This is a genomic window from Martinezella rhizogenes (genome assembly GCF_000799715.1).
GTDB lineage: Bacteria > Pseudomonadota > Alphaproteobacteria > Rhizobiales > Rhizobiaceae > Rhizobium > Rhizobium rhizogenes_C.
Genome location: NZ_JUHG01000014.1, coordinates 182,587 through 205,473 on the forward strand (window position 1 = coordinate 182,587; position 22,887 = coordinate 205,473).

General features: G+C 62.1%; 20 protein-coding genes. 7 read left to right on the top strand and 13 right to left on the bottom strand.

Going from position 1 to position 22,887, the window contains the following annotated elements; genetic code table 11:
* Together EX00_RS18380 and EX00_RS18385 are read right to left on the bottom strand one after the other, a co-directional pair.
* The gene (locus EX00_RS18380; protein WP_047460919.1) at nt 1-5,514 is read right to left on the bottom strand and encodes an alpha-2-macroglobulin family protein; all 5,514 of its coding nucleotides are present in this window, start codon (nt 5,512-5,514) and stop codon (nt 1-3) included.
* Nucleotides 5,515-5,788: 274 nt separating this feature from the next.
* Nucleotides 5,789-6,784, bottom strand: a complete 996-nt coding sequence (locus EX00_RS18385) for an aldo/keto reductase (protein ID WP_047460922.1) — start codon at nt 6,782-6,784, stop codon at nt 5,789-5,791.
* A 137-nt stretch (nt 6,785-6,921) separates the two neighbouring features.
* Here EX00_RS18385 and EX00_RS18390 point away from each other — a divergent pair, with 137 nt between their 5' ends.
* On the top strand, nt 6,922-7,815 hold the full coding sequence (locus EX00_RS18390; protein WP_047460925.1) for a LysR family transcriptional regulator: 894 nt from the start codon (nt 6,922-6,924) through the stop codon (nt 7,813-7,815).
* A gap of 100 nt (nt 7,816-7,915) precedes the next feature.
* Nucleotides 7,916-8,533 carry a hypothetical protein gene (locus EX00_RS18395; protein ID WP_047460927.1) on the top strand — a complete coding sequence of 206 codons (618 nt, stop codon included), beginning with the start codon at nt 7,916-7,918 and terminating at the stop codon, nt 8,531-8,533.
* On the opposite strand, the gene EX00_RS18400 is transcribed toward EX00_RS18395, so the two are convergent.
* The 4 genes from EX00_RS18400 to EX00_RS18415 form a co-directional block, all read right to left on the bottom strand.
* Complete coding sequence (locus EX00_RS18400; protein ID WP_047460930.1) at nt 8,523-8,966, bottom strand: GNAT family N-acetyltransferase; 444 nt, start codon at nt 8,964-8,966, stop codon at nt 8,523-8,525. The genes EX00_RS18395 and EX00_RS18400 overlap by 11 nt on opposite strands.
* Before the next feature lie 14 nt (nt 8,967-8,980).
* Nucleotides 8,981-9,931: an aldo/keto reductase gene (locus EX00_RS18405; protein ID WP_047460931.1), complete on the bottom strand. Its 951-nt coding sequence runs from the start codon at nt 9,929-9,931 to the stop codon at nt 8,981-8,983.
* 105 nt (nt 9,932-10,036) lie between these two features.
* Nucleotides 10,037-11,035: a GlxA family transcriptional regulator gene (locus EX00_RS18410; RefSeq protein WP_047460934.1), complete on the bottom strand. Its 999-nt coding sequence runs from the start codon at nt 11,033-11,035 to the stop codon at nt 10,037-10,039.
* Nucleotides 11,032-11,604, bottom strand: a complete 573-nt coding sequence (locus EX00_RS18415; RefSeq protein ID WP_047460937.1) for a cysteine hydrolase family protein — start codon at nt 11,602-11,604, stop codon at nt 11,032-11,034. Before EX00_RS18415 ends, EX00_RS18410 begins: the two co-directional genes overlap by 4 nt.
* A 317-nt stretch (nt 11,605-11,921) precedes the next feature.
* Here EX00_RS18415 and EX00_RS18425 point away from each other — a divergent pair, with 317 nt between their 5' ends.
* Nucleotides 11,922-12,908 carry a Gfo/Idh/MocA family protein gene (locus EX00_RS18425; protein WP_047460944.1) on the top strand — a complete coding sequence of 329 codons (987 nt, stop codon included), beginning with the start codon at nt 11,922-11,924 and terminating at the stop codon, nt 12,906-12,908.
* A gap of 9 nt (nt 12,909-12,917) precedes the next feature.
* Here the strand turns inward: EX00_RS18425 and EX00_RS18430 are convergent, their stop codons facing one another.
* Together EX00_RS18430 and EX00_RS18435 are read right to left on the bottom strand one after the other, a co-directional pair.
* Complete coding sequence (locus EX00_RS18430) at nt 12,918-13,304, bottom strand: GtrA family protein (protein WP_047460946.1); 387 nt, start codon at nt 13,302-13,304, stop codon at nt 12,918-12,920.
* Nucleotides 13,301-14,314, bottom strand: a complete 1,014-nt coding sequence (locus EX00_RS18435) for a glycosyltransferase (protein ID WP_047460948.1) — start codon at nt 14,312-14,314, stop codon at nt 13,301-13,303. The genes EX00_RS18430 and EX00_RS18435 overlap by 4 nt, the downstream gene beginning before the upstream one ends.
* Nucleotides 14,315-14,606: 292 nt before the next feature.
* Between EX00_RS18435 and EX00_RS18445 the strand changes: the two genes are divergently transcribed.
* Nucleotides 14,607-16,433: a hypothetical protein gene (locus tag EX00_RS18445; RefSeq protein WP_047460954.1), complete on the top strand. Its 1,827-nt coding sequence runs from the start codon at nt 14,607-14,609 to the stop codon at nt 16,431-16,433.
* 9 nt (nt 16,434-16,442) lie between these two features.
* Here the strand turns inward: EX00_RS18445 and EX00_RS18450 are convergent, their stop codons facing one another.
* Nucleotides 16,443-16,673 carry a hypothetical protein gene (locus EX00_RS18450; protein ID WP_047460957.1) on the bottom strand — a complete coding sequence of 77 codons (231 nt, stop codon included), beginning with the start codon at nt 16,671-16,673 and terminating at the stop codon, nt 16,443-16,445.
* 187 nt (nt 16,674-16,860) lie between these two features.
* On the opposite strand from EX00_RS18450, the gene xseA reads away from it, so the two are divergent.
* A complete protein-coding gene (xseA, locus tag EX00_RS18455) occupies nt 16,861-18,477 on the top strand; it encodes an exodeoxyribonuclease VII large subunit (protein WP_047460960.1) in 1,617 nt (538 codons plus the stop codon).
* Between the two features lie 63 nt (nt 18,478-18,540).
* Here the strand turns inward: xseA and EX00_RS18460 are convergent, their stop codons facing one another.
* From EX00_RS18460 to EX00_RS18470, 3 genes are all read right to left on the bottom strand, one after another.
* Nucleotides 18,541-19,791 carry an aminopeptidase gene (locus EX00_RS18460; protein WP_047460962.1) on the bottom strand — a complete coding sequence of 417 codons (1,251 nt, stop codon included), beginning with the start codon at nt 19,789-19,791 and terminating at the stop codon, nt 18,541-18,543.
* Nucleotides 19,792-19,885: 94 nt separating this feature from the next.
* Nucleotides 19,886-20,359, bottom strand: a complete 474-nt coding sequence (gene ybaK, locus EX00_RS18465; protein ID WP_047461843.1) for a Cys-tRNA(Pro) deacylase — start codon at nt 20,357-20,359, stop codon at nt 19,886-19,888.
* Nucleotides 20,360-20,369: 10 nt separating this feature from the next.
* Entirely contained in the window at nt 20,370-20,726 is a 357-nt protein-coding gene (locus EX00_RS18470) for an ArsC family reductase (protein WP_047460964.1), read from the bottom strand.
* Nucleotides 20,727-20,881: 155 nt separating this feature from the next.
* Here EX00_RS18470 and EX00_RS18475 point away from each other — a divergent pair, with 155 nt between their 5' ends.
* Nucleotides 20,882-21,403: a MarR family winged helix-turn-helix transcriptional regulator gene (locus EX00_RS18475; protein WP_047460968.1), complete on the top strand. Its 522-nt coding sequence runs from the start codon at nt 20,882-20,884 to the stop codon at nt 21,401-21,403.
* A 141-nt stretch (nt 21,404-21,544) separates the two neighbouring features.
* Nucleotides 21,545-21,700 carry a hypothetical protein gene (locus tag EX00_RS31640; protein WP_162184549.1) on the top strand — a complete coding sequence of 52 codons (156 nt, stop codon included), beginning with the start codon at nt 21,545-21,547 and terminating at the stop codon, nt 21,698-21,700.
* Between the two features lie 6 nt (nt 21,701-21,706).
* On the opposite strand, the gene EX00_RS18480 is transcribed toward EX00_RS31640, so the two are convergent.
* Complete coding sequence (locus EX00_RS18480; protein ID WP_047460970.1) at nt 21,707-22,768, bottom strand: succinylglutamate desuccinylase/aspartoacylase domain-containing protein; 1,062 nt, start codon at nt 22,766-22,768, stop codon at nt 21,707-21,709.
* Nucleotides 22,769-22,887: the final 119 nt, after the last annotated feature.

Below are 22,887 nucleotides of genomic sequence, written 5' to 3' on the forward strand. Positions count from 1 at the left end.
TTATTGCTGTGCCGCCTGCACCTCCATGCGGCCCATCGCCGTGCGAGCCGAGAATTGCGGACGATACATGTCCTCGACGCTCGCGGCCGGATGGTCGTAGGTGCCGGGGGTAACGGCGCGCACCACATAGGCAAGGCTCAGATCGCGGCTGCCCCAGGATTCATCGAAGGCGGCAACGAAACGGTCGTTGCGGAACTCGACATGGGCCGGCTGCACCTCGCTCAGCCAATCGAAGTTCGATAGCTGCGCGCTGTTGACGATGCTCGGATTGTCGATCTCGAAACCGGCGGGCAGGAGATCAGTCACCAATATGCGCGACTGCCAGCTGTTGGCCCCGGTAACATGCAGCACCACGACATAGCGCTCGTTCTGCTGTGCCTCCGTAATATTCGCCTCCTCGCCATCGAGCGTGTAATATTTGCGCTCGATGGTGAAGCCGTTGCCGCCGGCCGGCAGTGGCGAAACCGGGGCTGCGACCGTGGTCACGGCGGCGGCCAAAGGCTGGCGGGTGGTGTTGGTGACGGTCAGCGGATGGCCGATCAGGGCGTCGCCGCTCATCTGCGCCATGTAGGTGCCGGTATGGGTCGCGCCGTTGACATCGAGCGTCAAGCCATCATCGCCATTCTGCAGCGCGCGGGCGGCAAGCAGCATCCAGGTCTGTTCCTGGGTGCTGGTATAGCGCTTGTTCTGCCATTCGTTGGCAACGACGGTCGACAGCTCCGGAACGATCGGAGGCACCGGGCGGCTTTCGGCCGCGAGCGCCAGCACGGCAGCACCATCACGCAGCGACGAGCCGTAATCAGAGCGGGCGAAGCTGACCTTGGTTACGAGCCCTTGCTGCGACATCTGCAGCGAGTCCACGAAGATGTTGCGCGAACGCTGGGCATCGCCGTAGAGCGCAAGGGCCGCCGCCAGATGCGCCTTGGACAACGGGGTCGGGAAGTCGTTCAGCATCGTATCGGCGTAGTAGCGTAGATCGCTGATCGAAGCCTTCTTGTTGCGGGCAAGCACATAGAGCGCATAGGCGATCTCGTTGCCGTTATCCTTGACGTTGGTGTTGGCGCTCAGCGCGTTCTGCAGGTTTTCCAATGCCTGCGCCATGGCCTGATCCGGCACGGTGTATTTCTGCTCGCGGGCACGCGTTAGGAAGTCCGTGACATAAGCGTCGAGCCAGAGATCGCCGGAACCCGGACCCCAGAGGCCGAAGCTGCCGGTGGAGGACTGGTAGGACATTTCGCGGTAAATCGCGTCCTGAACGCGCTGGCGAATTTCCTTGTCGTCGGCAAGGCCGTTCTTGATGGCCAGATCACTGAAATAGAGCAGCGGCATCGCGCTGCTGGCCGTCTGCTCGGCGCAGCCATAGGGATAGTGGCTGAGGCTCATCAGCAAGGCCGGCACATCGAAGGCGCCGGAGCGGCTGACATTGACGCTGACCGAAGCGCCGGGCAGCACGCTGTCGGCGAGCAGGTCGGCATTGACGGTCAGGCTCTTTCCGGGAGCCAGCGAGACGAGCCGCCGTTCGGTCACCGGCAATTGCGCCGGGCGAACGGGTAGATCGAGCGATTGATCGAGCGACAGTCCGGACGCGCCGGACAGGTTGATCGAAACCGTGCCGGCCCCCGGCTGTCCGCCGGTCAAGGGCAGGGTGATGTCGTATTTGCCGCCCGGCTGCAGATTGATCGTCTGCTGGGTGGCGCTGGCGTCGACGGTGACGGCCGCGTTGCCGGTAACCGCCAGTTTGTAGTCGCCGGCGGGTGCATCGGTATTGGCGATGTCGAGCCGCAGATTGGCCTTGTCCCCCGGAGCGAGGAACCTCGGCAGGCTGGCGGTAACGACAACCGGATCGCGGATGATGACGTCCTGCGTTGCATGCCCGACGCCTGCCTTCGACCAGGCAACCGCCATCAGGCGCGCCGTGCCGTTGAACTGCGGAATGTCGAAGCTGACATTGGCCTTGCCGTCGGCATCGAGTTTGACCGGGCCGGAGAAGAAGGCGACCAGCTTTTGTGTCGGCGGGCTCGCCCCCAGGCCGGCCTGTCCGCCGTCGCCGCCGGTGCGCAGCTTGCCGGTCGCACCGAGCGAGCCATCGATCAGACGACCGTAGATGTCGCGGATTTCAAGTCCGAGCTGGCGCTGGCCATAATACCACTCGTCCGGTGCCGGTGGCTCGTAGCGCGTCAGGTTGAGAATGCCGACATCGACGGCGGCAAGCGTCACATAGGCATCCTCGTTGGCGCCGGCTCCCGTCACCTGCACGGCAACGCTCAGAGGCTGGCGCGGCAGGACTTTTGGCGGCGCATCGAGCTTGACCTGCAGCTTGCGTTCGCCGGGATCGACTGCCGCCCATTTGATACCGATGGCGCGCATCGGCATGCGGCTTTCCTGCGCTTCGCCGGGACGAAAGAGGGTGGCGGTCAGATAGGTGCCGGCACCCCAATCGGCGGTGACGGGAATATCGACTTCGCCGCCGGTAGCGCCGATATCGGCATTGGCGACCGAAATCAGCGTTTCGGAACCCGCCGTCACCATCAACTGGCCGGCATAGCGCGAGGTCACCTTGAGCTTTGCCGTGTCGCCAATATGATAGCTGCTCTTGTCGAGCGAGACTTCCAGTGCATCCGGCGTTTCGGTCGAGGTCGAGGCGACGTACCAGCCGGCATTGAATTCGACGCTGGATTCCGGGCCGTTCGTATCGGCCGTGTCCACTTCCAGCCGGTAGCGGCCCCAGGTGACCGGCACGGAGATTTCCGCGCCGTCGGTGGTGGCGTTGACTGTGCCGGTGGCGACCTGCTTGGTCGAGGTGATGGGCTCGTATTTCCAGCTATTGCCGTCGCGATACCATTGATAGTCGCGCTCGACGCTGAGGAGCCTCCAGGTCAGGCCCTGCATGGCCTGCTTCTGGCCGTTCTGGTCGATTGCGATGACATGGAAGACGCCGAGGGAGTTCTCGCCGAGATCGCCGTCGAATTCCGGCTTGATGCCGATGCGCGGCCCGTCCGCCCTGACCGGCAGGGTCAGCGAGCGCTCGACGGCTCGGCCGCCGGCTTCCTGCATCCGCACGGTGATGTCGGCGTTGAGCAATTGCGTGGTCGAGGGCGTGTCGTTGACAGTGACGTCGAAGGTCGTCTTGCCGTCCTCATCCAGCGCCTGCAAGTCATCGAGCGGCAGCTGGGTGCTTTCGGCCTTGTTGTCGCTGCTGTCGCTATCGCTGTCGTCGCTGGCATTCTGCCCAGCACCCTCATCGGCAAGGCCGAACTGATAGCCCTTGTAGTCGTCGCTTTGGCGCGTCGGCTTCAGCGTTACGTCGCCTTCAAGGCTGAGGCCGGCGGCCGGTGCGCCATAGAGATAGCGTCCTTCGATATTGATCGGAGTCGGCTTGCCGACTTCGATCGCCTTGGCATCGCTCTTCATGTCGAATTCGGTGCGATCCGGCACGAAGTCGTCGACCAGGAAGGTCTGCGAGCCGATCGAGGAACCCTTCGGATCGGTATAGATATTCATCGTCCAGCTGCCGCGCATCGCCGTCTGTTGCAGTGGCAGGTCGACATTATAGCCGCCGAGCTTGCCGCCGTCGGTGACAACGCGGCGATCCTCGACACCGTCGGGGCGCAGGAAGACGAAGGTGAGTGGCAGGTTCTCTACCGCCACGGAGCTGATGTCACGCGCAAGTGCTGAGGCATGCACCGTCTCGCCGACGCGGTAGATGCCGCGTTCCGTCCAGGCGGTGAGGTCGATCGCGCCCGGTGCCGTGCGGCCCGCGACGCCGCGGTCGGAAAGATCGAAGCCGGCGCGGGTCATGTCGAGAAAGACGTAGTCCTGATCGCCGTTCTGGGCGGCAATGACGGCCGGCGTCATGCCCGCGGTGCCGCGCATCAGGCCGGCGCTGAAGATGGCGCGGCCATTCGCATCGGTCTTGGCGGTGCCGAGGATTTCGTTGTTCTTGGCAAGCAGCTGCAGCTCGACGCCGACGGTCGGCTTGGCGCTGCCGAGCGAGCGGGTGAAGACGTTCAGCCCGTCCGTGCCGGCATAGGTGGTGATGCCGATATCGGAAACCACGAACCATTGCGTCGCCTGCGAATCCCACTCCTGGCCGCTGCCGTTCGGTGCGACGGCGGTGAGCACGTAGACGCCGGGCTTACGCTGCGGCAGGGCTTCGTCGACCGGGAAGCTGGTGACGACATCCTTGTTGAGGTTCTGCTGGATCTCGATAGAACCCTGCCAGACCAGTTCGCCGCTGGTGTCCTGGATGGTCTGGGCGCCATAGCCGCTCATCTGCGTCAGGAATTGAGAATTGTTCAGCAGTTGCGCGATGTTGCGGTCGCCGATGCGGTAGAGCTTCAGATTGGCGGTGGTGGTGTTGACCGAAACGATCGGTATGCCGCGACGTGCGGTCGACGGCAGCACGAAATTGTCGCCGGTGAAGCGGATCGAAGCCGAGCGATCCTTGACGTAGACGTCGACATTGACCTGCGTGGCAAGATCCTCATCGACGGAGGAGGGCAGGCCGGGGCGCAGTGAAATCCTGTAGCGCTGGCCGAATTCGAGGCCCTCGACGCAAATCTGATTGTCCTTGGCGTCGACGCCCTTGGGCGCGGCACCATTGACGGTGACGAAAGGTGTGTAGTCGACGCCGCTCTTCACCAGCTTTTCTGAGAACTGCACGCAGGCGCGGGGCGAGGCATTGTCGTTATCCAGCGTGTTGCCGGAAACGCGGAAACCCTGGCGGGCGCGCAGATCGTCATAGGCGGCCTGGACTGCGGCGGAACTCGTGAGCGCGAGGCTCGCCTTGTAAGCGCTGAGCGCCTGGCGATAGTTCTGCGCATTTTTTAGCGACTCGGCCATGACGGCGAGCGCATCGGCGCGGCTCGAGGTCGTGCGGGAGAGCTGATAGCCATTGATGGCGGCGTAGGCAGCCTGTGTGGCGAGCGACGTGTCGTTGGTCGTCGTATTGGCGGCACGCGCCATCTCGACCCAGAGGTCGCCATTGTCTGGCGACAGCGACAATGCCCCCTGGAAAGCGTTCAACGCATTGTTGACATTGCCGGAGGTGATCTCGATGCGGCCGAGCGCGATCAAGCTCTCGACGCCCTGTCCCTTCAGGTTGGCGGCGAGCGTCAGCCGGCCTTTCGCATCGCTCGCGCTCTGGACGAAATCGTCGGAGAGGAAGGGAAGCGCGGGTGCCGCGCCGATATCCGGCTCGTTAGCGGCGGCCGTCTCGACGACCTTGCCGGCGATGGCGCCTGCCACTGTATTGAGCTGGTTGAAATCGGACTTCAGGAAGCACCACTTCACCTTTGGATTATAGGTGAAGGCCTTGCAGGATTTATCGCCGACGCAAGACGCCGAGCATTGGTCGAGCGTCACGTTCTGCTCGGTGCGCAGGTCGAAACCGTAGTAGTCGCCATCCTGCGTGGTGACCACTTGCCGCTTGGTGTCGGCAGCCCCCGCCGGCATCAAGGTGGTGAAAGTGGCGAGAAGAAAAGCGGAAAGCCCGATAAACGCGCGCATAGACATAAGTCCTCCCAACGCTGCCCGTTTTGATTGGCCGCACCATAAAATTTCGGGGTGGATTGTCAATCGAGAGTCGAGAAGTGAATGCGCGATTTACGACTATGACGATCTGTTTGGTGGGAATCTTGAGGGCGGCGAAATCGCTGTTTAGATCGTACTTTCCAACATTCCGATCCTAACCGCTTGCCTCGTACGGCCGTCGATGAAGCGAAAAAGAAAAAGACACCAGCCTGCAAGCCGATGCCTTTGTTGCGCCTATCGATTCCTCGACAAAGGCTCAGATATTCGTCATCGCCAGCGAGGCCTCGGTGTATCGTTTGCCGGCTATCTGTTCGAGCGGCATGATATCGCTCAGCGCCTCAACTTCGCCAGCCGAAAGCGTGATATCGGCGGCGGCCGCGTTCTGTTCGAGATGGTGCAGCTTGCGGGCGCCGGGGATTGGCACGATGTCGTCGCCCTGATGCAGGACCCAGACGAGCGCCAGCTGTGCTGCCGTCACGCCCTTGTCCTTGGCGAGGGATTCGAGCTTGGCGACGAGGGCGGCGTTGGCGTCGAAGTTCTCGCCCTGGAAACGCGGCAGGTTGCGGCGGAAATCGTCTGCTGAGAGATCGTCCACCTTGCCGATCGCACCGGTCAGGAAGCCACGGCCAAGCGGGCTATAGGGCACGAAGCCGATGCCGAGTTCGCGGCAGACGGCGAGCACCTCTTCTTCCGGGTCGCGGCTCCAGAGTGAATATTCGCTCTGCACGGCGGCGATCGGGTGGACCGCATGGGCGCGGCGGATGGTGGCGGCGCCGGCTTCGGAAAGGCCGAGCGCGCGCACCTTGCCCTCTTTCACCAGGTCTGTCATGGCGCCGACCGTGTCCTCGATCGGGACGTTCGGATCGACGCGGTGCTGGTAGAACAGGTCGATAACGTCAGTGCCGAGCCGTTTCAGCGAGGCCTCGGCCACCTCCTTCACATGTTTCGGCCGGCTGTCGACGCCGATCATCGATGCCAGGCCAGACTTGGTCGGATCGAGCTTGAAGCCAAATTTGGTGGCGATGACGACACGGTCGCGGACGGATTTCAGTGCCTGTCCCAGCAGGACCTCATTGTGGAAGGGACCGTAGGTCTCGGCGGTATCGAAGAAGGTGACGCCGAGATCGACGGCATGATGCAGCGTCTTCACCGATTCATTCTCGTCGGAAGCACCATAAGCGAAGCTCATGCCCATGCAGCCGAGGCCAACGGCGGAAACGGTGAGATCCTTGCCAAGCTTGCGGGTTTTCATTGTCATATTCCTCTTGGGCTTTGTTGCGATCGGGACCGACCAGGCTGGCCGTTCGTGTTGACGAGAGGAAGGTAGGCTTCTCGATAATGAATGAAAATCCGTGCAAATTATAACGGGCTGTTCTATTATTTAGATCAATGAACAGAACCCAGCTTTCTCAACTGGCGGTTCTCGCCGCTGTCGCCGCCCACCGCAGCTTCCGTGCCGCCGGCAAGGAACTGTCGATCGCGCCCTCCGCCGTCAGTCATGCCATCTCCAGCCTGGAAGAAAGCCTTGGCGTGCGGCTGCTTGCCCGCACCACTCGCAGTGTCCTGCCGACCGAGGAGGGCCGGACGCTGCTGGAGCGACTGGCGCCGGCTCTGGAGCAAATTGATATCGCGCTGGAGGATACGCTGGCCATGCGCGGCCGCCCGGCGGGCAATTTGCGCATCACCGCCCCGCGCTTCGCCTCCGATCTGCTGATGGCGCCGCGGCTCGGCGATTTCCTCAATACCTATCCCGACATCACGCTGGAGATCGCCAACGAGGATGGTTTCAGCGATATCGTCAGGGAAGGCTTCGATGCCGGCATCCGGCTGGAGGAGAGCGTGGAAGCGGATATGATCGCAGTGAAGGTGTCGCCGGACATCCGCACGGTCATCGCCGGCTCCCCAGCCTATTTCGAGAACAATCCGAAGCCGCTGCACCCTCGCGATCTCGTCCATCACCGCTGCATCAAGCGGCGTTTTACCGATGGTTCGATCTATCGCTGGGAGTTCGAGAAGGACGGCCGTGAGCTGATCGTCGCCGTCGACGGCCCCTTGATCGTCATCGAGGACCGGCTCGCGGTTCTGGCGGCGCTGAATGGCGCCGGCCTCTCCTATTTCTTCGACATAAGGGTGGCGCAGGAGCTGGCCGAGGGCCGCCTGATCCGTGTGCTCGAGGACTGGTGTCCGCCCTATTCCGGCTTCTGCATCTATTATCCCAGCCGACGCCAGATGCGCCCGGCGCTGAGAGCCTTCATCGATTTCTTCAAATATGCCGGGCCATGAGGTGAGCAGCGGGAAAATCCGCTGCTGACGGAATCGGGTGGCGGTTCGCGGTAAAAATCTCTGAACTGGCCGTATGAGCCGAGGACAAGGATTTCAGACGATGAAAAAGCCGGGATCGATGAAGGGCTTGGAGGAATTGGGCCGCGCCAGGCTATCGAAGAATTTCTTCTTTCGCGATTTCCTGCATTCGGAGATCGCCGATTTCTACCGCATTCCCAATATCCCCGACGATCCCGATCTGGCGATAGAGAGCGGCACTCGGCTCTGCGAAGAACTGCTGGAGCCGCTGGAAGCCACTTTCGGCCGGCTGCATATCCGCTCTGGCTATCGTGCACCTGATGTCAACGCCTTCGGCAACCGGAATGGGCTGAATTGCTCGACCAATCCTCACACCGCCGCGCATCACATCTGGGACATGCGCGATCTGGACGGCTGCATGGGCGCTGCCGTCTGTATCGTCGTGCCGTGGCTGATCGATCATTGTCGCGAGGAGGGCGATTGGCAAAAGCTGGCATGGTGGATCCACGATCACCTGCCCTACGCCTCGCTCTGCTTCTTCCCGAAATTATGGGCCTTCAACATCCAGTGGCATGAGCGGCCGATGCGGACCATCCAGAGCTATGTCAGCCCGCGCGGCATGCTGACCAAGAGGGGCATGGCGAACTGGGATGGCGATCATTCGGCTCTCTACGAAGGGCTGCCAAAGCTTAGAATTTGATGCGGTAACGAATGAGCCCATCGCTCTTGATGTAGCTGTCATAGAGCTTGCGGGCCGTGGCGTTGTCCTCTTCGGTGTGCCAATAGAGTCGCGCCCAGCCATTCCCCTTGCAAAGCGAAACGAGATCATCGAGCAGTGCCCGGCCGACACCCTGGCCTCGCACGCTTTCGTCGACGAACAGGTCTTCCAGATAGCATTCCGGCTCCCTGAGCCAGGTGCTCTCATGCGTCAGGCAAAGCGCGAAGCCCTTGACCTCACCATCGACCTCGGCAACGCGCATGAACATGGCGGACGCCGGATCGAATATCCGGCGCCATGTCATGTCGGTGATATCGGGCGCGAGGTCGACCCTGTAGAAGGCGAGATATCCGGCCCAGAGCTTGCGCCATCGGGTTTCGTCTTCAGGTCTGGCATCGCGCACGACTACGGTCATTGGTTCGTCCTTGCCTATTCGCCGGCCTTGTCGAGCAGGGCCACGGCCTCGTCGGAAAGCTTGAGCTTCGCCGAATTGATCAGCGCGTCAAGCTGGCCAAGGCTGGTGGCGCTGGCGATCGGGGCGGTGACGCCACGCTTGCGCAGGAGCCATGCGAGCGCGATTTCGGCCGGCTTGCCGCCGGTTTCGGCGGAAACCTTGTCGAGGGCTGCGAGAATGCGCAGGCCCTTGTCGTCGAGATAGGCCGCCACCCGGTTTTCGCGCGCCCGTCCCTCGGTATCGGCCTTGCTGCGGTATTTGCCGGTGAGGAAGCCGGCGGCGAGGCTGAAATAGGTGATGACGCCGATGTCTTGCCTGACGCAGAGATCGGCCAGCGGCCCTTCGAAGCTGTCGCGCGTGTAGAGGTTATATTCCGGCTGCAGCACGTCATAGCGTGGCAGACCTGCCTTGGCGGCGGCGTCGAGCGATGCCTGCAACTGCTCGGCATTGAGGTTGGAGCAGCCGACATGGCGGATCTTGCCCTGTTCCTTCAGCTTGGCATAGGCGCCAAGCGATTCTTCATGCGGCGTTTCCGGGTCAGGCCAGTGCGACAGATAGAGGTCGATATGGTCGGTCTGCAACCGCTTCAGCGACGCCTCGACCGCCTGGACGATATAATCCGCCTTCAGGCCCTTCTTGCCCGGCCCCATCTCCGAGCCGACCTTGGTAATGATGATGGCCTTGTCGCGGGCAACGCGGCCCTGCTTCAGCCACTTGCCGATGATCTCCTCGGAATCGCCGCCCTTGTTGCCTGGAACCCAGCTCGAATAGACATCGGCCGTGTCGATCGTGTTGAAACCGGCGTCGAAGAAGGCGTCGAGCAGGGCATGGGAGGTTTTCTCATCGGCCGTCCAGCCGAAGACATTGCCGCCGAAAACGATGGGGGCGACCAAAAGATCGGTTCGTCCAAGCTTGCGCAGGCCCATGATACATCTCCAAATCACTTGAGCGGGAAGCCGGCGTCAGAGGCGCCAGCGGGAAGGACAAGGCAGGCTACCGCCACGGCCAGCGAAATTCCACTAACGATTTCTTTATTCGACGCCGGATCGCCGGTAGTGGCTGGGCGGCAATTCGTTGTATTTCGACCAGACGCGTCGCATGTGCCGCGGCGAGGCGAAGCCGGATTTTTCCGCCACGCGCTCCATGTCCATCCGCGAATTGGTGAGCACGTCGCGGGCAAGGGTGACGCGCATCAGATTGACATAGGCGGTCACCGATAGGCCGGCATGTTCCTGAAACAGCCGGGAAATATGCCGCGCGCTCATTGCGCCGATGCCGGCAAGTTCGGATAGCGACCAATTATAGGCGGGGTCCGCCATGATTGCATCCTGCACGCGATGGATGGCGGGATGGACATGGTTGCGGCCGCTGAGCCAGGGCGAAAGCTGCGGATCGGCGCCGGTGCGGCGCATGTAGACGACCATATGGCGGGCGATCGTCAGCGCTGTCATCGGTGAAGTGAGTTTCGAGGCGATATGCAGCATCAGGTCCGTGCCGGTGGAAATGCCGGCGCTGGAATAGCGCTCGCGATCCTCGACATAGAGCCGGTTGTCTAGAACCCGCGCGGTCGGGGCATATTGCCGGACTTCTTCGATGCAGGCCGCATGCGTCGTACAGGCATGGCCCTCGAGAAGGCCGGCGCGGGCGGCGAGCACAGCGCCGGAGCAGATGGTAACGAGGGTGATGCCGGGGCGTATGGCCGTCTTCAGCCATGCGGCGAGGGTCGAGAGCTCCGGCTCGACATCATCCGCGTCCAGTGGCGCCGTGACGCTGCCGGAGACGACGACATAGGCGCCGTCGGGAATGCGATCCGGCAGCGGCGACAGTTCGGCAAGCGTCAGTCCGACCGATGTCGTCTGCGTCGGCCGAGTGGCGATAAAGCGATAGTCGAACAGGACATCCTCCTGTTCGACATTGGCGCGGCGCAGAACCTCCATCGGCCCGGCGACATCCATCAGCAGCGTGTAGGGCGGCAGGACGACATAGACCGGAATGATGCGACGATGGAGGTGTCTGTCGCCTTGGTTCATGCAGCACTCCTGAGCGCCGTCGAGGCAAGCGCGTCTTCGACCGTCGCGATGCGGGCGAAGCGGTCGGCCAAAACCAGCTCTGTTCGCTTCTTGATGTCCTCGACGCTGAAAACCGTGCCCGACGCATGCGTCATCGGGAAGGTCAGTGTCGCCTCGGTGACGTAATCGACGTCATAGCCGAGATCGGAGGCATGGCGCGTCGTCGTCTCGCAGCATTGCTCGGTGCGGATGCCGGAAACGATCAGCTTGCGGATGCCGTTTTCCACCAGCCAGACATCGAGGCCGGAGCCGACGAGCGCGGAATGGCGGTGCTTGTGGAAGATGGCGTCGGCCTTGAGCGTGATTTCCTCAAGCTTGCGGACATAGCCGCTCTTCAGGCTGAAATGTTCGTCGCCATCGCCTTCGACATGGAAGATCTGCACGACGGGAATGCCGCGCGCCTTCGCCCCGTCGATCAGCACCTGCAGGCGGTTGGTAAAAGCGGGCAGGTCGTCCGTTTGCCAATAGGGACGCTGGCGAAAGGATTCCTGGACATCGATAACCAGCAGGGCGGTGTCGGTATGGGACATTTTTGTATCTCCTGTGTTTGAAGGATAACCGAGATTAAACGCCAATAGATAGCCATGAAAGCCAAGCGCGGGACAAAATTAGGACAAATCCGGCCATTTATGCCTTCAGACTTTTCGAATGTTTTTGGTGTTGCGCCGCGCCAGGCCGTTGCACCACCCGTAACGGCCGAATAAGGTCTGCCCCGGTTTCATCCGAGCGGTAACGGCTCTCTCGTTTCGCTCCGTCCAATAATGTCATGAGGATCCTAGCCGAAAGCCGCGTCGCGTTTGACGCCCTGCGGACCGTCGCTTCGGGATCATGTTCCAGGAGGAAAATCATGTTGCGTTTCGGAATCTTGTCGACCGCGAAGATCGGCCGCGATCTGGTCGTGCCCGCCATTCAGGATGCGGAGAATTGCGTGGTGACGGCAGTTGCCAGCCGCGATCTCGACCGCGCCCGGCAGATGGCGGATCGCTTCTCCGTGCCACATGCCTTCGGCTCCTACGAAGAGATGCTGGCCTCCGATAAGATCGATGCCGTCTATATTCCGCTGCCGACGTCGCAGCATGTCGAGTGGACGATCAAGGCGGCGGACGCCGGCAAGCATGTGCTCTGCGAAAAGCCGATCGCGTTGAAGGCAGACGAGATCGACAGCCTAATCGCCGCCCGCGACCGCAACAAGGTGGTCATCACTGAAGCCTACATGGTCACCTATGCGCCGGTCTGGCGCAAGGTGCGCTCGCTTCTGGCCGACGGCGCCGTCGGCCGTCTGCGCCATATCCAGGGCGCCTTCACCTATTTCAACCGCGATGCCGGCAATATGCGCAACATCCCGGCGCTCGGCGGCGGCGGCCTGCCCGATATCGGCGTCTATCCGACGATATCAGCCCGTTTCGTTACCGGCCGCGAACCGCTGCGCATCCAGGCGGTCACCGAGCGCGACCCGGAATTCGGCACGGACATCTATTCCAGCGTCAAGGCCGATTTCGGCGACTTCGACATGAGCTTCTATATCTCGACGCAGATGGCCAACCGCCAGATCATGGTCTTCCATGGCACGGAAGGTTTCATCGAGGTGAAGTCGCCCTTCAACGCCGATCGCTACGGCGCCGAAGAGCTGGAACTGACCAATCGCAGCCACACGGAATCGCAGATCTTCCGCTTCCCCGACAGCCGCCAGTACAGGCGCGAGGCGGAAGCCTTCGCCTCGGCCGCGCTCGGCAAGGAGGCCGAAGTCGTGTCGCTCGAAAGCTCCAAGCTCAACCAGAAGGTCATCGACGCCATCTATCGCGCCAGCGAAAAGGATGGCTGGGAACCGGTCTGAGCAGCTTTCCTAGGGATTTTGGCGGTGGCGGAAGACGAAGCGCGAATAGCCGAAGAAGCTGAAAGCCGTCGCCGCCGCTGATGCCAGGATCAATGCGATGATCGGCCGAAGCGTCGGCGCGGACATGAGCAAGGCGCTATAAAGCGCATAGTTCAGCAGCGCCGAGGTCAGGCCGACCGATCCGTAACGAAAGCCCTCGGCGGCCAGTGACCGGTTCGAATGTCCGAAGGTGAAGTTGCGATTGAGCACCCAGGTGGCAAGAAGCGCGCTCGGGATGGAGATCGCGCGTCCGCCGAACGGGCCGATCGCAGTGAAGCGCAGCAGCAAGAGCAGCACGCCGGCGTCGACGACAAAGCCGACGCTGCCGGCGATCAGGAAGCGAAACAGCTTCTTCATGCGGCCTTGGCCCTCTTCCTGCGACTGACCGGCTTTTCAAGGTCTTCCATGGAAACTGTCCCTTCGGCGCGTTTCTTGCGGGCTGCCGGCTTGGTCAGGCTCATATAGTGGATGCGAAGCTGCTCGGCTCGGGCGCGGGCGACGGAATCGAGGATCAGCCCGGCCGTAAACAGCATGAAGGAAATCATCATCAGCGCCATGGAGAGCACCCAGGTCGGCATGCGCAAGACCAGGCCAGTCTCGAAATATTCGACGAAGACCGGGATCATGAAGCCGATGCTCATTTCCATGGAGATAGCGCCCAGAATGCCGAAGAAGACGAACGGCCGCGTTTCCTTCATCAGCATCGCGAACATCCAGAGGATCTTGCCACCGTCGCGGAAGGTCGAAAGTTTGGAATGCGAGCCCTCCGGCCGGCGGCCGTAATCGAGTTCCAGCTCGCTGACCGGCAGCTTCAGCCGCGAGGCATGCACCGACATTTCCGTCTCGATCTCGAAGCCGCCCGATACGGCCGGGAAGCTCTTGACGAAGCGGCGGGAGAAGGCGCGGTAGCCGGAGAAGATGTCGGTGAAATCCGGACCGAAGATCGTGCGGTAAAGCCAGTTGAAGATGCGGTTGCCGAAAGCATGGCCCTGGCGGCCCGCGTCGTCATGGACGCCACGGCGTGTGCCGACGACCATGTCGGAGCCTTCGGTCAGAAGCGTGCGGATCAGCTCTTCCGCATCGTCAGGCGCATAGGTGCCGTCGCCATCGGCCATGAGATAGATGTCGGCGTCGATATCGGCGAACATGCGGCGCACCACATGCCCCTTGCCCTGCCGGCGCTCGCGCACCACGGTTGCTCCCGCGAGCATGGCGTGTAGCGCCGTGGTGTCGGTGGAATTGTTGTCGTAGACATAAATGTCGGCCTGCGGCAGCGCCTTGCGAAAGCCGCGAACGACGTCGCCGATCGTGGCGGCTTCATTGTAGCAGGGCAGAAGGACGGCGATATTCAGCTTCTCGTTCCACATGGTCTCTGGCCAGTTCCTACGCGTGACTTTCACTTGGGGCCTAGAGCAATTCCAGGAAAAGTGTGCAGCGGTTTTCCGTCCGGAATTGCGTAAAAGCAAAAAGATAGAACGAGAACCTATCCTGTTGCGCGTTAATAAGACCCTAGGGCTGTGGGCGAAAAATGGCAGGTTGCGGCTTCCGGGGGAACATTCTCGTGATATTCGCGGCCGCATCGCCCCGCTTTACGCTTTCTTGATTGCCAGCGGTTAGCGTGGCGCCCCGGATGTCCTTCGAATACAGGGTTTTATCGAGATGGCGCAGACGCTGACAGTAACGCGCGGAGCGGCCGTTACGGCGCAAATGGAAGTATCGTCGCTCTGGTCACGGCCGAAGCTCGTCGCGCTGATCTACACTCTCTTTACCGTCATCGTGCTGCTGATCTTCAATCGCCACGCGATCGACTATGTCGGTCCCGACAATGACGACGCCATGCGCCTTGTCGAAGTGCGCGATTTCCTCGGCGGCCAGGGCTGGTTTGACATGATGCAGTACCGCCTCGGCCTTGCTGGCGGCACACTGATGCACTGGTCGCGCTTCATCGACCTGCCGATCGCCAGTCTGATTGCCTTTTTCCGGCTGTTTCTCGCGCCGGAAAGCGCCGAGGCGGCGGCGCTCACCGTCTGGCCGCTGATGCTGGTGCTGCCGTTGATGGCCTTCATGGGTCTTGCCGGTCGCCAGATCGCCGGCATCGAGGGCATGCATTTTTCGCTGATCCTGACGACGCTCTTCGTGCTGACGTCGCGCCGCTTCCTGCCCGGCTCGATCGATCATGACAATGTGCAACTCGGCCTCGTCGCGCTCTCCGTCGCCATGCTGGCCGACGAGAGCTACCGTCCGCGCAATTTCGCCATTGCCGCCATTGCCCTTGCCGTCGCGCTCGGCATCGGCGCGGAGACGACGCCCTTCGTCGCCGTCGCCTGCATGGCGGTCGCGGGTCTATGGGCCTGGGATGGCGAGCTTTTCGCGCCTGCCGCCCGTGCCTTCGCCCTGACGCTGACGATCGCCGTCAGCGCCGCATTCTTCGCGCTGGTGCCGCCGCATCTCTATTCCACGGTGACCTGCGACAACCTCTCTCTCGGCTTCTACAGCATCATCGCTGTCGGTGGTGCTAGCCTGCTGCTGTCGGCGCTGTTTGCCAGCCGCCTGTCGCGGCCGTGGCGCCTGGCGGTGCTGGCGGCCAATGGGGCTGCCGTCTTCGCAACGACCCTGGTGATCGCGCCGGAATGCCTGCGCAATCCGCTCGCCGATCTCGACCCGATGCTGGTGCAGCTCTGGTTGAGCAAGGTGAGCGAGGCACAGTCGATCTTCTCGCTGGCGCAACACCAGCCGGAAACGCTCGGCGCCTTCTACGTTACCGCCTTGCTGGCGATCCTGCTTTGTGTTTTCCGCATGTTGCGCGGCGAGCATGCCCGGCTGCACGCGGTTCTTTTGGCCCTGGTCGCCGTCAACTGGATCATCGCGCTGGTGCAGGTGCGTGGGGCGGAGTTTTCCAATCTGCTCGCCATTCCGCCGCTTGCAATCCTGCTGGCTGAGCTTCGCCGCATCTCCGCCGCCAACACCAGGAATGTCCGCGCGGCCTTGCTCTATATTGTCGCCACGCTGCTCGCCGTACCGGCCGTCTGGGCCGTTGGCGGTGAACTGGTCAAAAATGGGATCACGAAAAGCTTTGCCGCCGTTCCGGACGAAGCGAAAGACTGCTATTCGAAACAGGCATTCGCGCCGATCGCTGGTCTCGCCCCCGGTGTCATCGCCGCGCCGTCGAACATGGGCTCACCGCTCCTGCGCTTCACGCAGCACCGCACGCTTTCCGGTCCCTATCACCGCGATCCGGATGGTATGTTGACCGAGCTGCATATCGGCCTTGCTGAGCCGAAGGAAGCGGAAGCCTTCCTGCGCGGCGCGCATGTGACGCTGCTTGCCTTCTGTCCTGGGGATCCGCAGACAGAGGAGGTTTCGGAATTGAAGCCGGAGGGGCTCTACGCCCAGCTCGGTAAGGGCCAGGTGCCCGCCTATCTGGAAGCGTTCCCAACGGCGGTGAAGTCGGACGTGCGGTTCTTCCGGTTCAAGCCGCTGGATTGAAGGGGCCGCTCAGGCCCGGCGGCGATACTCCAGCACGTCGAGCGTGATGAGATAGCCGACAAAGCCGAGATTGTAGCCGCCAAGCGCGATGAACAATGTCGTCAGCGGCGGCGGAACCATCGAGATGGCGACGGCTGCCATGAAGGCGACGCTCACCAGGGCCGCGCCCAGGATCGAGACGATCGCCGAGCGCTGCAGGCCGGCGGCAATTCCAATGATCGTGGCGGTTACGAATATCATCGCTCCACCTCCTCTTTACCAAGAACCAGTTTGCACAGAATTGCACGGGGATGGCTAAGAAAGGCTTTGTGGACAGGGTTAACGTTTGATGAAGCTCTATGGATCCCTACGTCTTGCCGGATATCCCAAGGGACGCTGTAGAACTTTCGATCTCCGCATTTCCGGAAACTTCGGATAAAAGGACCGCATGAGCAGCTTCTTTGAGAATGATTCGCCGTCGAATCTCGCGGAATATTCCGTCTCGGAATTGTCCGGATCGATCAAGCGCACCGTCGAGAGCGCTTTCGATCAGGTGCGTCTGCGCGGGGAAATCTCCGGCTATCGCGGGCCGCATTCCTCTGGCCATGCCTATTTTTCGCTGAAGGATGACCGCGCCCGCATTGATGCAGTGATCTGGAAAGGCAGTTTTTCCAAGCTGAAATTCCGCCCCGAGGAAGGAATGGAAGTCATCGCCACCGGCAAGGTGACGACTTTCCCCGGCTCCTCGAAATACCAGATCGTCATCGAAACGCTGGAACCCGCCGGTGCCGGCGCGCTGATGGCGCTGCTCGAAGAGCGCAAGCGCAAGCTTGGCGCCGCAGGCCTGTTCGATGCCGAGCGCAAGCGCCGGCTTCCGTTCATGCCCAAGGTGATCGGTGTCGTCACCTCGCCAACCGGCGCGGTCATCCGCGATATCCTGCACCGCATCTCCGATCGTTTCCCCGTGCATGTGCTGGTCTGGCCGGTAAAGGTGCAAGGGGAGGGGTCTGGCGACGAGGTAGCGAACGCCATCCGTGGTTTCAACGAATTTGCGCCCGGCGGCCCGCTGCCACGTCCGGATGTGTTGATCGTCGCCCGTGGCGGCGGCAGCCTGGAGGATCTCTGGAGCTTCAACGACGAAGCGGTGGTGCGCGCCGCAGCTGCAAGTGAAATCCCGCTGATCTCCGCCGTCGGCCACGAGACCGACTGGACGCTGATCGACTATGCCGCCGATGTCCGCGCGCCGACACCGACCGGGGCTGCTGAAATGGCCGTGCCGGTCAGGGCCGATCTGGAAGCGCAGCTCGCAAGCTTTGCCGCCCGCCTGCAGGGAGGCGTGAGCAGGCAGATGGATCAGCGCCGGCAGACGGTGCGCGCGCTGCTGCGCGCTCTTCCCTCGCTCGACCAGCTTCTGGCCCTGCCGCGCCGCCGCTTCGATGAGGCAGCTTCCGGCCTGGGTCGCGGGCTCGAGCTGAATACGCTCAACAAACGCCGCACCTTTGAACGCGCCGCCTCGCATCTGCGACCCGATGTCCTGTCGAGCCGCATCGTCGAGCGGCGGCAGATGTTGAGCGAGCGGATGACCCGCGCCGAACGCACCATCGAGCGGATGATCGACCGCGCCCGCGCCCGCATTGGTCGCGCCGACGCCGTCTTCGCGACGCTCCCCTCGCGGCTGGAGACACAGACCGGCCGCGCCCGCGACCTGCTCGGCAATCTCTCCCGTCGCACCGATACGGCGATCCGCCATCAGCTCGTGCGGGCGCGTGGAGAATTGGCGGCGCAGGAACGGGTGCTGCAATCGCTGTCTTACAAGAACGTGCTGAAGCGTGGCTACGCCGTCGTGCGTGACGATGCCGACCGGCCGGTTTCGCTGGCCGCGGCGCTTGCCACCGGCGTGGCAATCTCGATCGAGTTTGCCGACGGCCGGGTGGGCGCGGTCACCGGAGACGGTCCAGCCACTCCATCGTCCACAACACCCCCGGCAGGTGCGCTGCCGCAAAAGAAGCGAACCGCGAAACCGGCTGATCCCACGGATCCGGCCAAGCAGGGCAGTCTGTTCTGAAGCATATCCTGCTCGTCCGCGTGCGTCAGGGCGGCTCTTGCCGCCCTCTAGCTCCGTCCTTGCTTACGCCCACTCGCCCTTGCGCATGACCGGCACGATGGAGCCGTCCGGCTTGATGCCGTCGATGTCGACCTTGTTCGAGCCGATCATCCAGTCGATGTGGATCAGGCTGGAATTGCCGCCCTGGGCGGTGATCTGTTCCTGGCTGAGCGTCGCGCCATCAACGAAACATTTCGAATAGCACTGGCCGAGCGCGATGTGGCAGGAGGCGTTTTCGTCGAACAGCGTGTTGTAGAACAGGATGCCGCTGGCCGAGATCGGCGAGGAGTGCGGCACCAGCGCCACTTCGCCGAGCCGGCGTGCGCCTTCGTCGGTGTCGAGCACCTTGTTCAGCACTTCCTCGCCGCGCGTCGCCTTGGCCTCGACAATGCGGCCGCCTTCGAAGCGAACCTGGATATTATCGATCAGCGTGCCCTGATGCGATAGCGGCTTGGTCGAGGAGACATGGCCTTCGACGCGCAGCGCATGCGGCGTCGTGAAGACCTCTTCCGTCGGGATGTTCGGATTGCAGGTGATACCGTTCTTGGCGGTTGAAGCGCCGCCATGCCACTCATGGCCATCGGCAAGGCCGACCTTCAGGTCGGTACCCGGCCCCTGGAAATGCAGCGTGGCGAAGCGCTGTCCGTTCATCCACTCCGACCGCTTGCGCAGGTTGGCATTGTGCTCGGCCCAGGCGGCGACCGGATCTTCGACATCGACGCGCGAAGCCGAGAAGATCGCCTTGGCAAGCTTGGCGACGGCAATCGCTTCCGGATCGTCCGGGAAGACCAGCTTGGCCCAGGAGGGGTTGGGGTAGGAGACGATGTTCCAGTTGATGTCGAAATTGGAGATCTTCTCCAGCGCCGGCTTATAGGCGGCCGAATTGGCGCGATTGGCGCGGGCTACCTTGGCCGGGTCCTGGCCGGAGAGCAGCATCGGATTGTCGCCGGAAATGGCGAGCCGCGCGGTATTGTTGGCGAAGGCCTTGCCCATGCCTTCATAGAGCCAGCTCGCCGCGCGATCGAAGCTCTCGTCATGGCCGTATTCGTAGCGGGCGAGCGTGGTTTCTTCGTCCGCGTAAAAGGTGGAGACGAGCCCTGCGCCGGCCTTATAGGCTTCGCGCGTGATCAGCCGCACCAGCGGCATCGCCGCGACCGGCGCGGTGATCAGCAGATCCTGGCCAGCCTGTAGCTGCAACCCGACCTTCACGGCCACTTCGGCAAGCTTTTCCAGTTTGGCGGTATCGACGGGATGATGGTTGGAGGCTGACGTCATGGTAAAACCTGCGTGCTTGATATCGGAAAACGGTCCTCAGACTTAGACCGGTTTGCGGCGAAAATGAAGGCGGTTTGTCTGCTGAAGCGAATGATCAGGCAATCAGCGGCGCGGCATTGGCCTTCAAAACCTTGAGCGCGTCCTGTGGGGTCAGCCGCACCTGCAAGCCACGTTGGCCGCCATTGATATAGACGTAGGCTTCCGTCATCGCCTGCGCCTCGATCGCAGTCGGCACGATCTTCTTCTGGCCGAAGGGGCTGATGCCGCCGACATGATAGCCTGTCAGCCGCTCGGCATCGGCGGGCTTCATCATGCCAGCCGATTTTCCGCCGAAAGCGGCGGCGAGCTTCTTCATGCTGACCTCGTGATCAGAAGGCACGACCACGCAAACCGGCTTGCCATCCACCTCCGCCATCAGCGTCTTCAACACCCGATGCGGCTCCTCGCCCAAGGCTTCCGCCGCCTGCATGCCGACCCGCTCGGCATTGGGATCGTAATCATAGGCGTGAACCGTGAAGGCGACTTTGGCCTGGGTCAGCACTTGCGTGGCGCGGGTGGTTTTGGACATGAGCTGGCCTCTAGGCAGCGGTGCCGAACGCACCCGCATAAATCTCTGGCTTAAAACCGATCAGCAATTTTCCATCCGCTTCCAGCACCGGACGCTTGATCATCGAAGGCTGAGCCAGCATCAGGGCGACGGCCTTGTCCCTGGTGAGGTCGGCGCGGTCTGCCTCGGGCAGAGCCCTGAAAGTGGTTCCGGCGCGGTTGAGCACGATGTCCCAGCCGGCTTCCGCCGTCCAGCGTTCCAGATGGTCCCTGTCGATGCCGACGGCTTTGTAATCATGGAAATCATAGGCGATGCCGTGGCTCTCGAGCCAGGTCCGCGCCTTCTTCATCGTGTCGCAATTCTTGATGCCGTAAATGGTGATGGTCATATCGGTTCCGTCTCTTGCTATAGGCTATCGCTTAGCACGCGAGCGGAGGTGGACGAAAGTCCGCAGGGCGGCACAACGGCTCGCTGTCCCGTTGCGGTCGCTATCGAAACCCCTATAAATATGCATCATGCATATTTGTGGCCCGGAACTTTGGCATGACCGTTGATAGAGAGACATTACGGCTGGAGAACATCTTTGGCGCCCTGAGCCTGGCTCTGGTCGACAAGATGGAAAAGGCCTTTGCCGATGAAACCGGCCTCGGTCCCAGCGCCATTGCGGCCATCATCCAGATCGGCACCGAGCCGGGGCTGACGATCGACACGCTGCGCCGGATGATTGCGCTTTCTCATTCCGCCACTGTGCGTCTGGTCGATCAGCTCGTCATCGAAAAACTGGTGCTGCGAGCCGGTGGCGTGGAGGGCGACAAGCGTGCCAAGTCGCTACAATTGACCGAGGCTGGCAGCGCTCTCTTCCATAAGAGCCTCGCCGCCCGCCGCGCTGTCATCCATCGCGCATTCGCAACATTGGATGCGGAAGAGACGCGAGAGCTGGGCCGGTTGGCGGAAAAGCTTCTGCCGACTTTGGTCGATCTCGGTGCGGACCAGGATGTGGTCTGCCGCGTCTGCGACCAGGGGGTCTGCGATCAGGAGCGTTGTCCGATCACCTTCATGAGCTGAAGCCCCCGATTCATTTGGCTTGACATTCATTTCATATGTATGCACGCTGCATACATATATTCGTATCAAGCGGAAAGATCTCTATTCCGCAAAGGATGCTCGGGAAACATCGCCTGCATCAATCTGATCGGAGGCATGACCATGACGGGAAATCGGACATTCCCCGAAGAGACGACATGGCTTGACCGGCCGCGTCTCGCCGCAGCGCTCGACACGATCCGTAATGTCGGCGAGCTTTTCCGCCAGGCGACCGTCATTGCCTTCACCATGCGGTGCAAGGTCATCGACGACCGCTGAGGCGCCTCAGTCTTCCAGCGTTCCGGGCTTGCGGGCCGCCGCACTCGGGCTGTCGCAGCCCATCTTCATCAGGTCGCCGCGGCGGCGGACCAGGCGGTCGGAGACGCGGGTGACGATGAGGCCGGCTTGCGGGGCATGAACGTCGATCGTCCCGTTCGGCATGCCGGGCGCGGTGATGATCGTCGCCAGCAGATCGCCTTCCTCGACGCGCTCGCCGATATTGCGATGGAAGAGCACGGTGCCGGCCTGCGGCGCGCGGATCATCTCGACATTGTCGAGCGGCACAGCCGGCCCCGTAAAGGCGGAGAGGGCAACGCTGTCGTCCCGGACCGCGCCACGGGCGGCAAGGAAGCGCCAGAGCCCTTCGGCATCTTTCTTCGCCATTTCCGGGTAGACATCGCGCGTACCGCGCAGCTCGACGGTGACCGACAGCTTGCCTGACAGTTGCGTTTTCTTCTCACCGGGCACCTCGTATTTCCAGGCAAAGCTGACGGCTTCCTCGAAGGCCGAACTTTCGCCGTCCGACAGGAGCACGGCGTCCATGTCCAGTGCCGCCGCCAGATCGGCGGCCTCCGGCCAGAAGGCATCGTCGATATAGGCGTATTGCAGGGATTCATCGTCGCAATGCAGGTCGATCACCAGATCGGCCCCGAGCGCCATGTGGATCAGCTGCCGCTTCAGCCGGTCGACGGCGGAATAACGCTCCAGGTTTGCGATCAGCAGATGCCGATCGCGCAACGAGATCAGCGGGAAATCGCGGTTGAAATTGGCGCGAGAGCCCAGGTCGAAGCGACCCTGCATCTCGCCGAAATGCGATTGTGCCGCACCGATCGGATTGGCGTGCGGGACGACGGTGATATCGCTCAGAAGCGCGCCGTCCGCTTCGGCCTGCCGCAGCTGCTCGCAAAGGAAATGGACAAGCGCCGTGCCCGGAAGCTCGCCGGCATGCAGTGCCGCCTGGATATAGATCTTCGAAGCATCCGGATTGCTGCCTTTGAAATGCAGCACCGGCAGCCGCCATGAGACCCCCGTGGTATCGCCCTCGAGAACGATTTCGGTGATGTTCATGCGCCTGTCTCCCAGCTGTGATTGTCGCAGGTCCATACCAAGCCGTGGCCGCCTCGCGCAATGATTATCGGGCGACAATGAGGGGGCAGGATCAAAGGCTCCGGCTTCGCGAAGCCTTC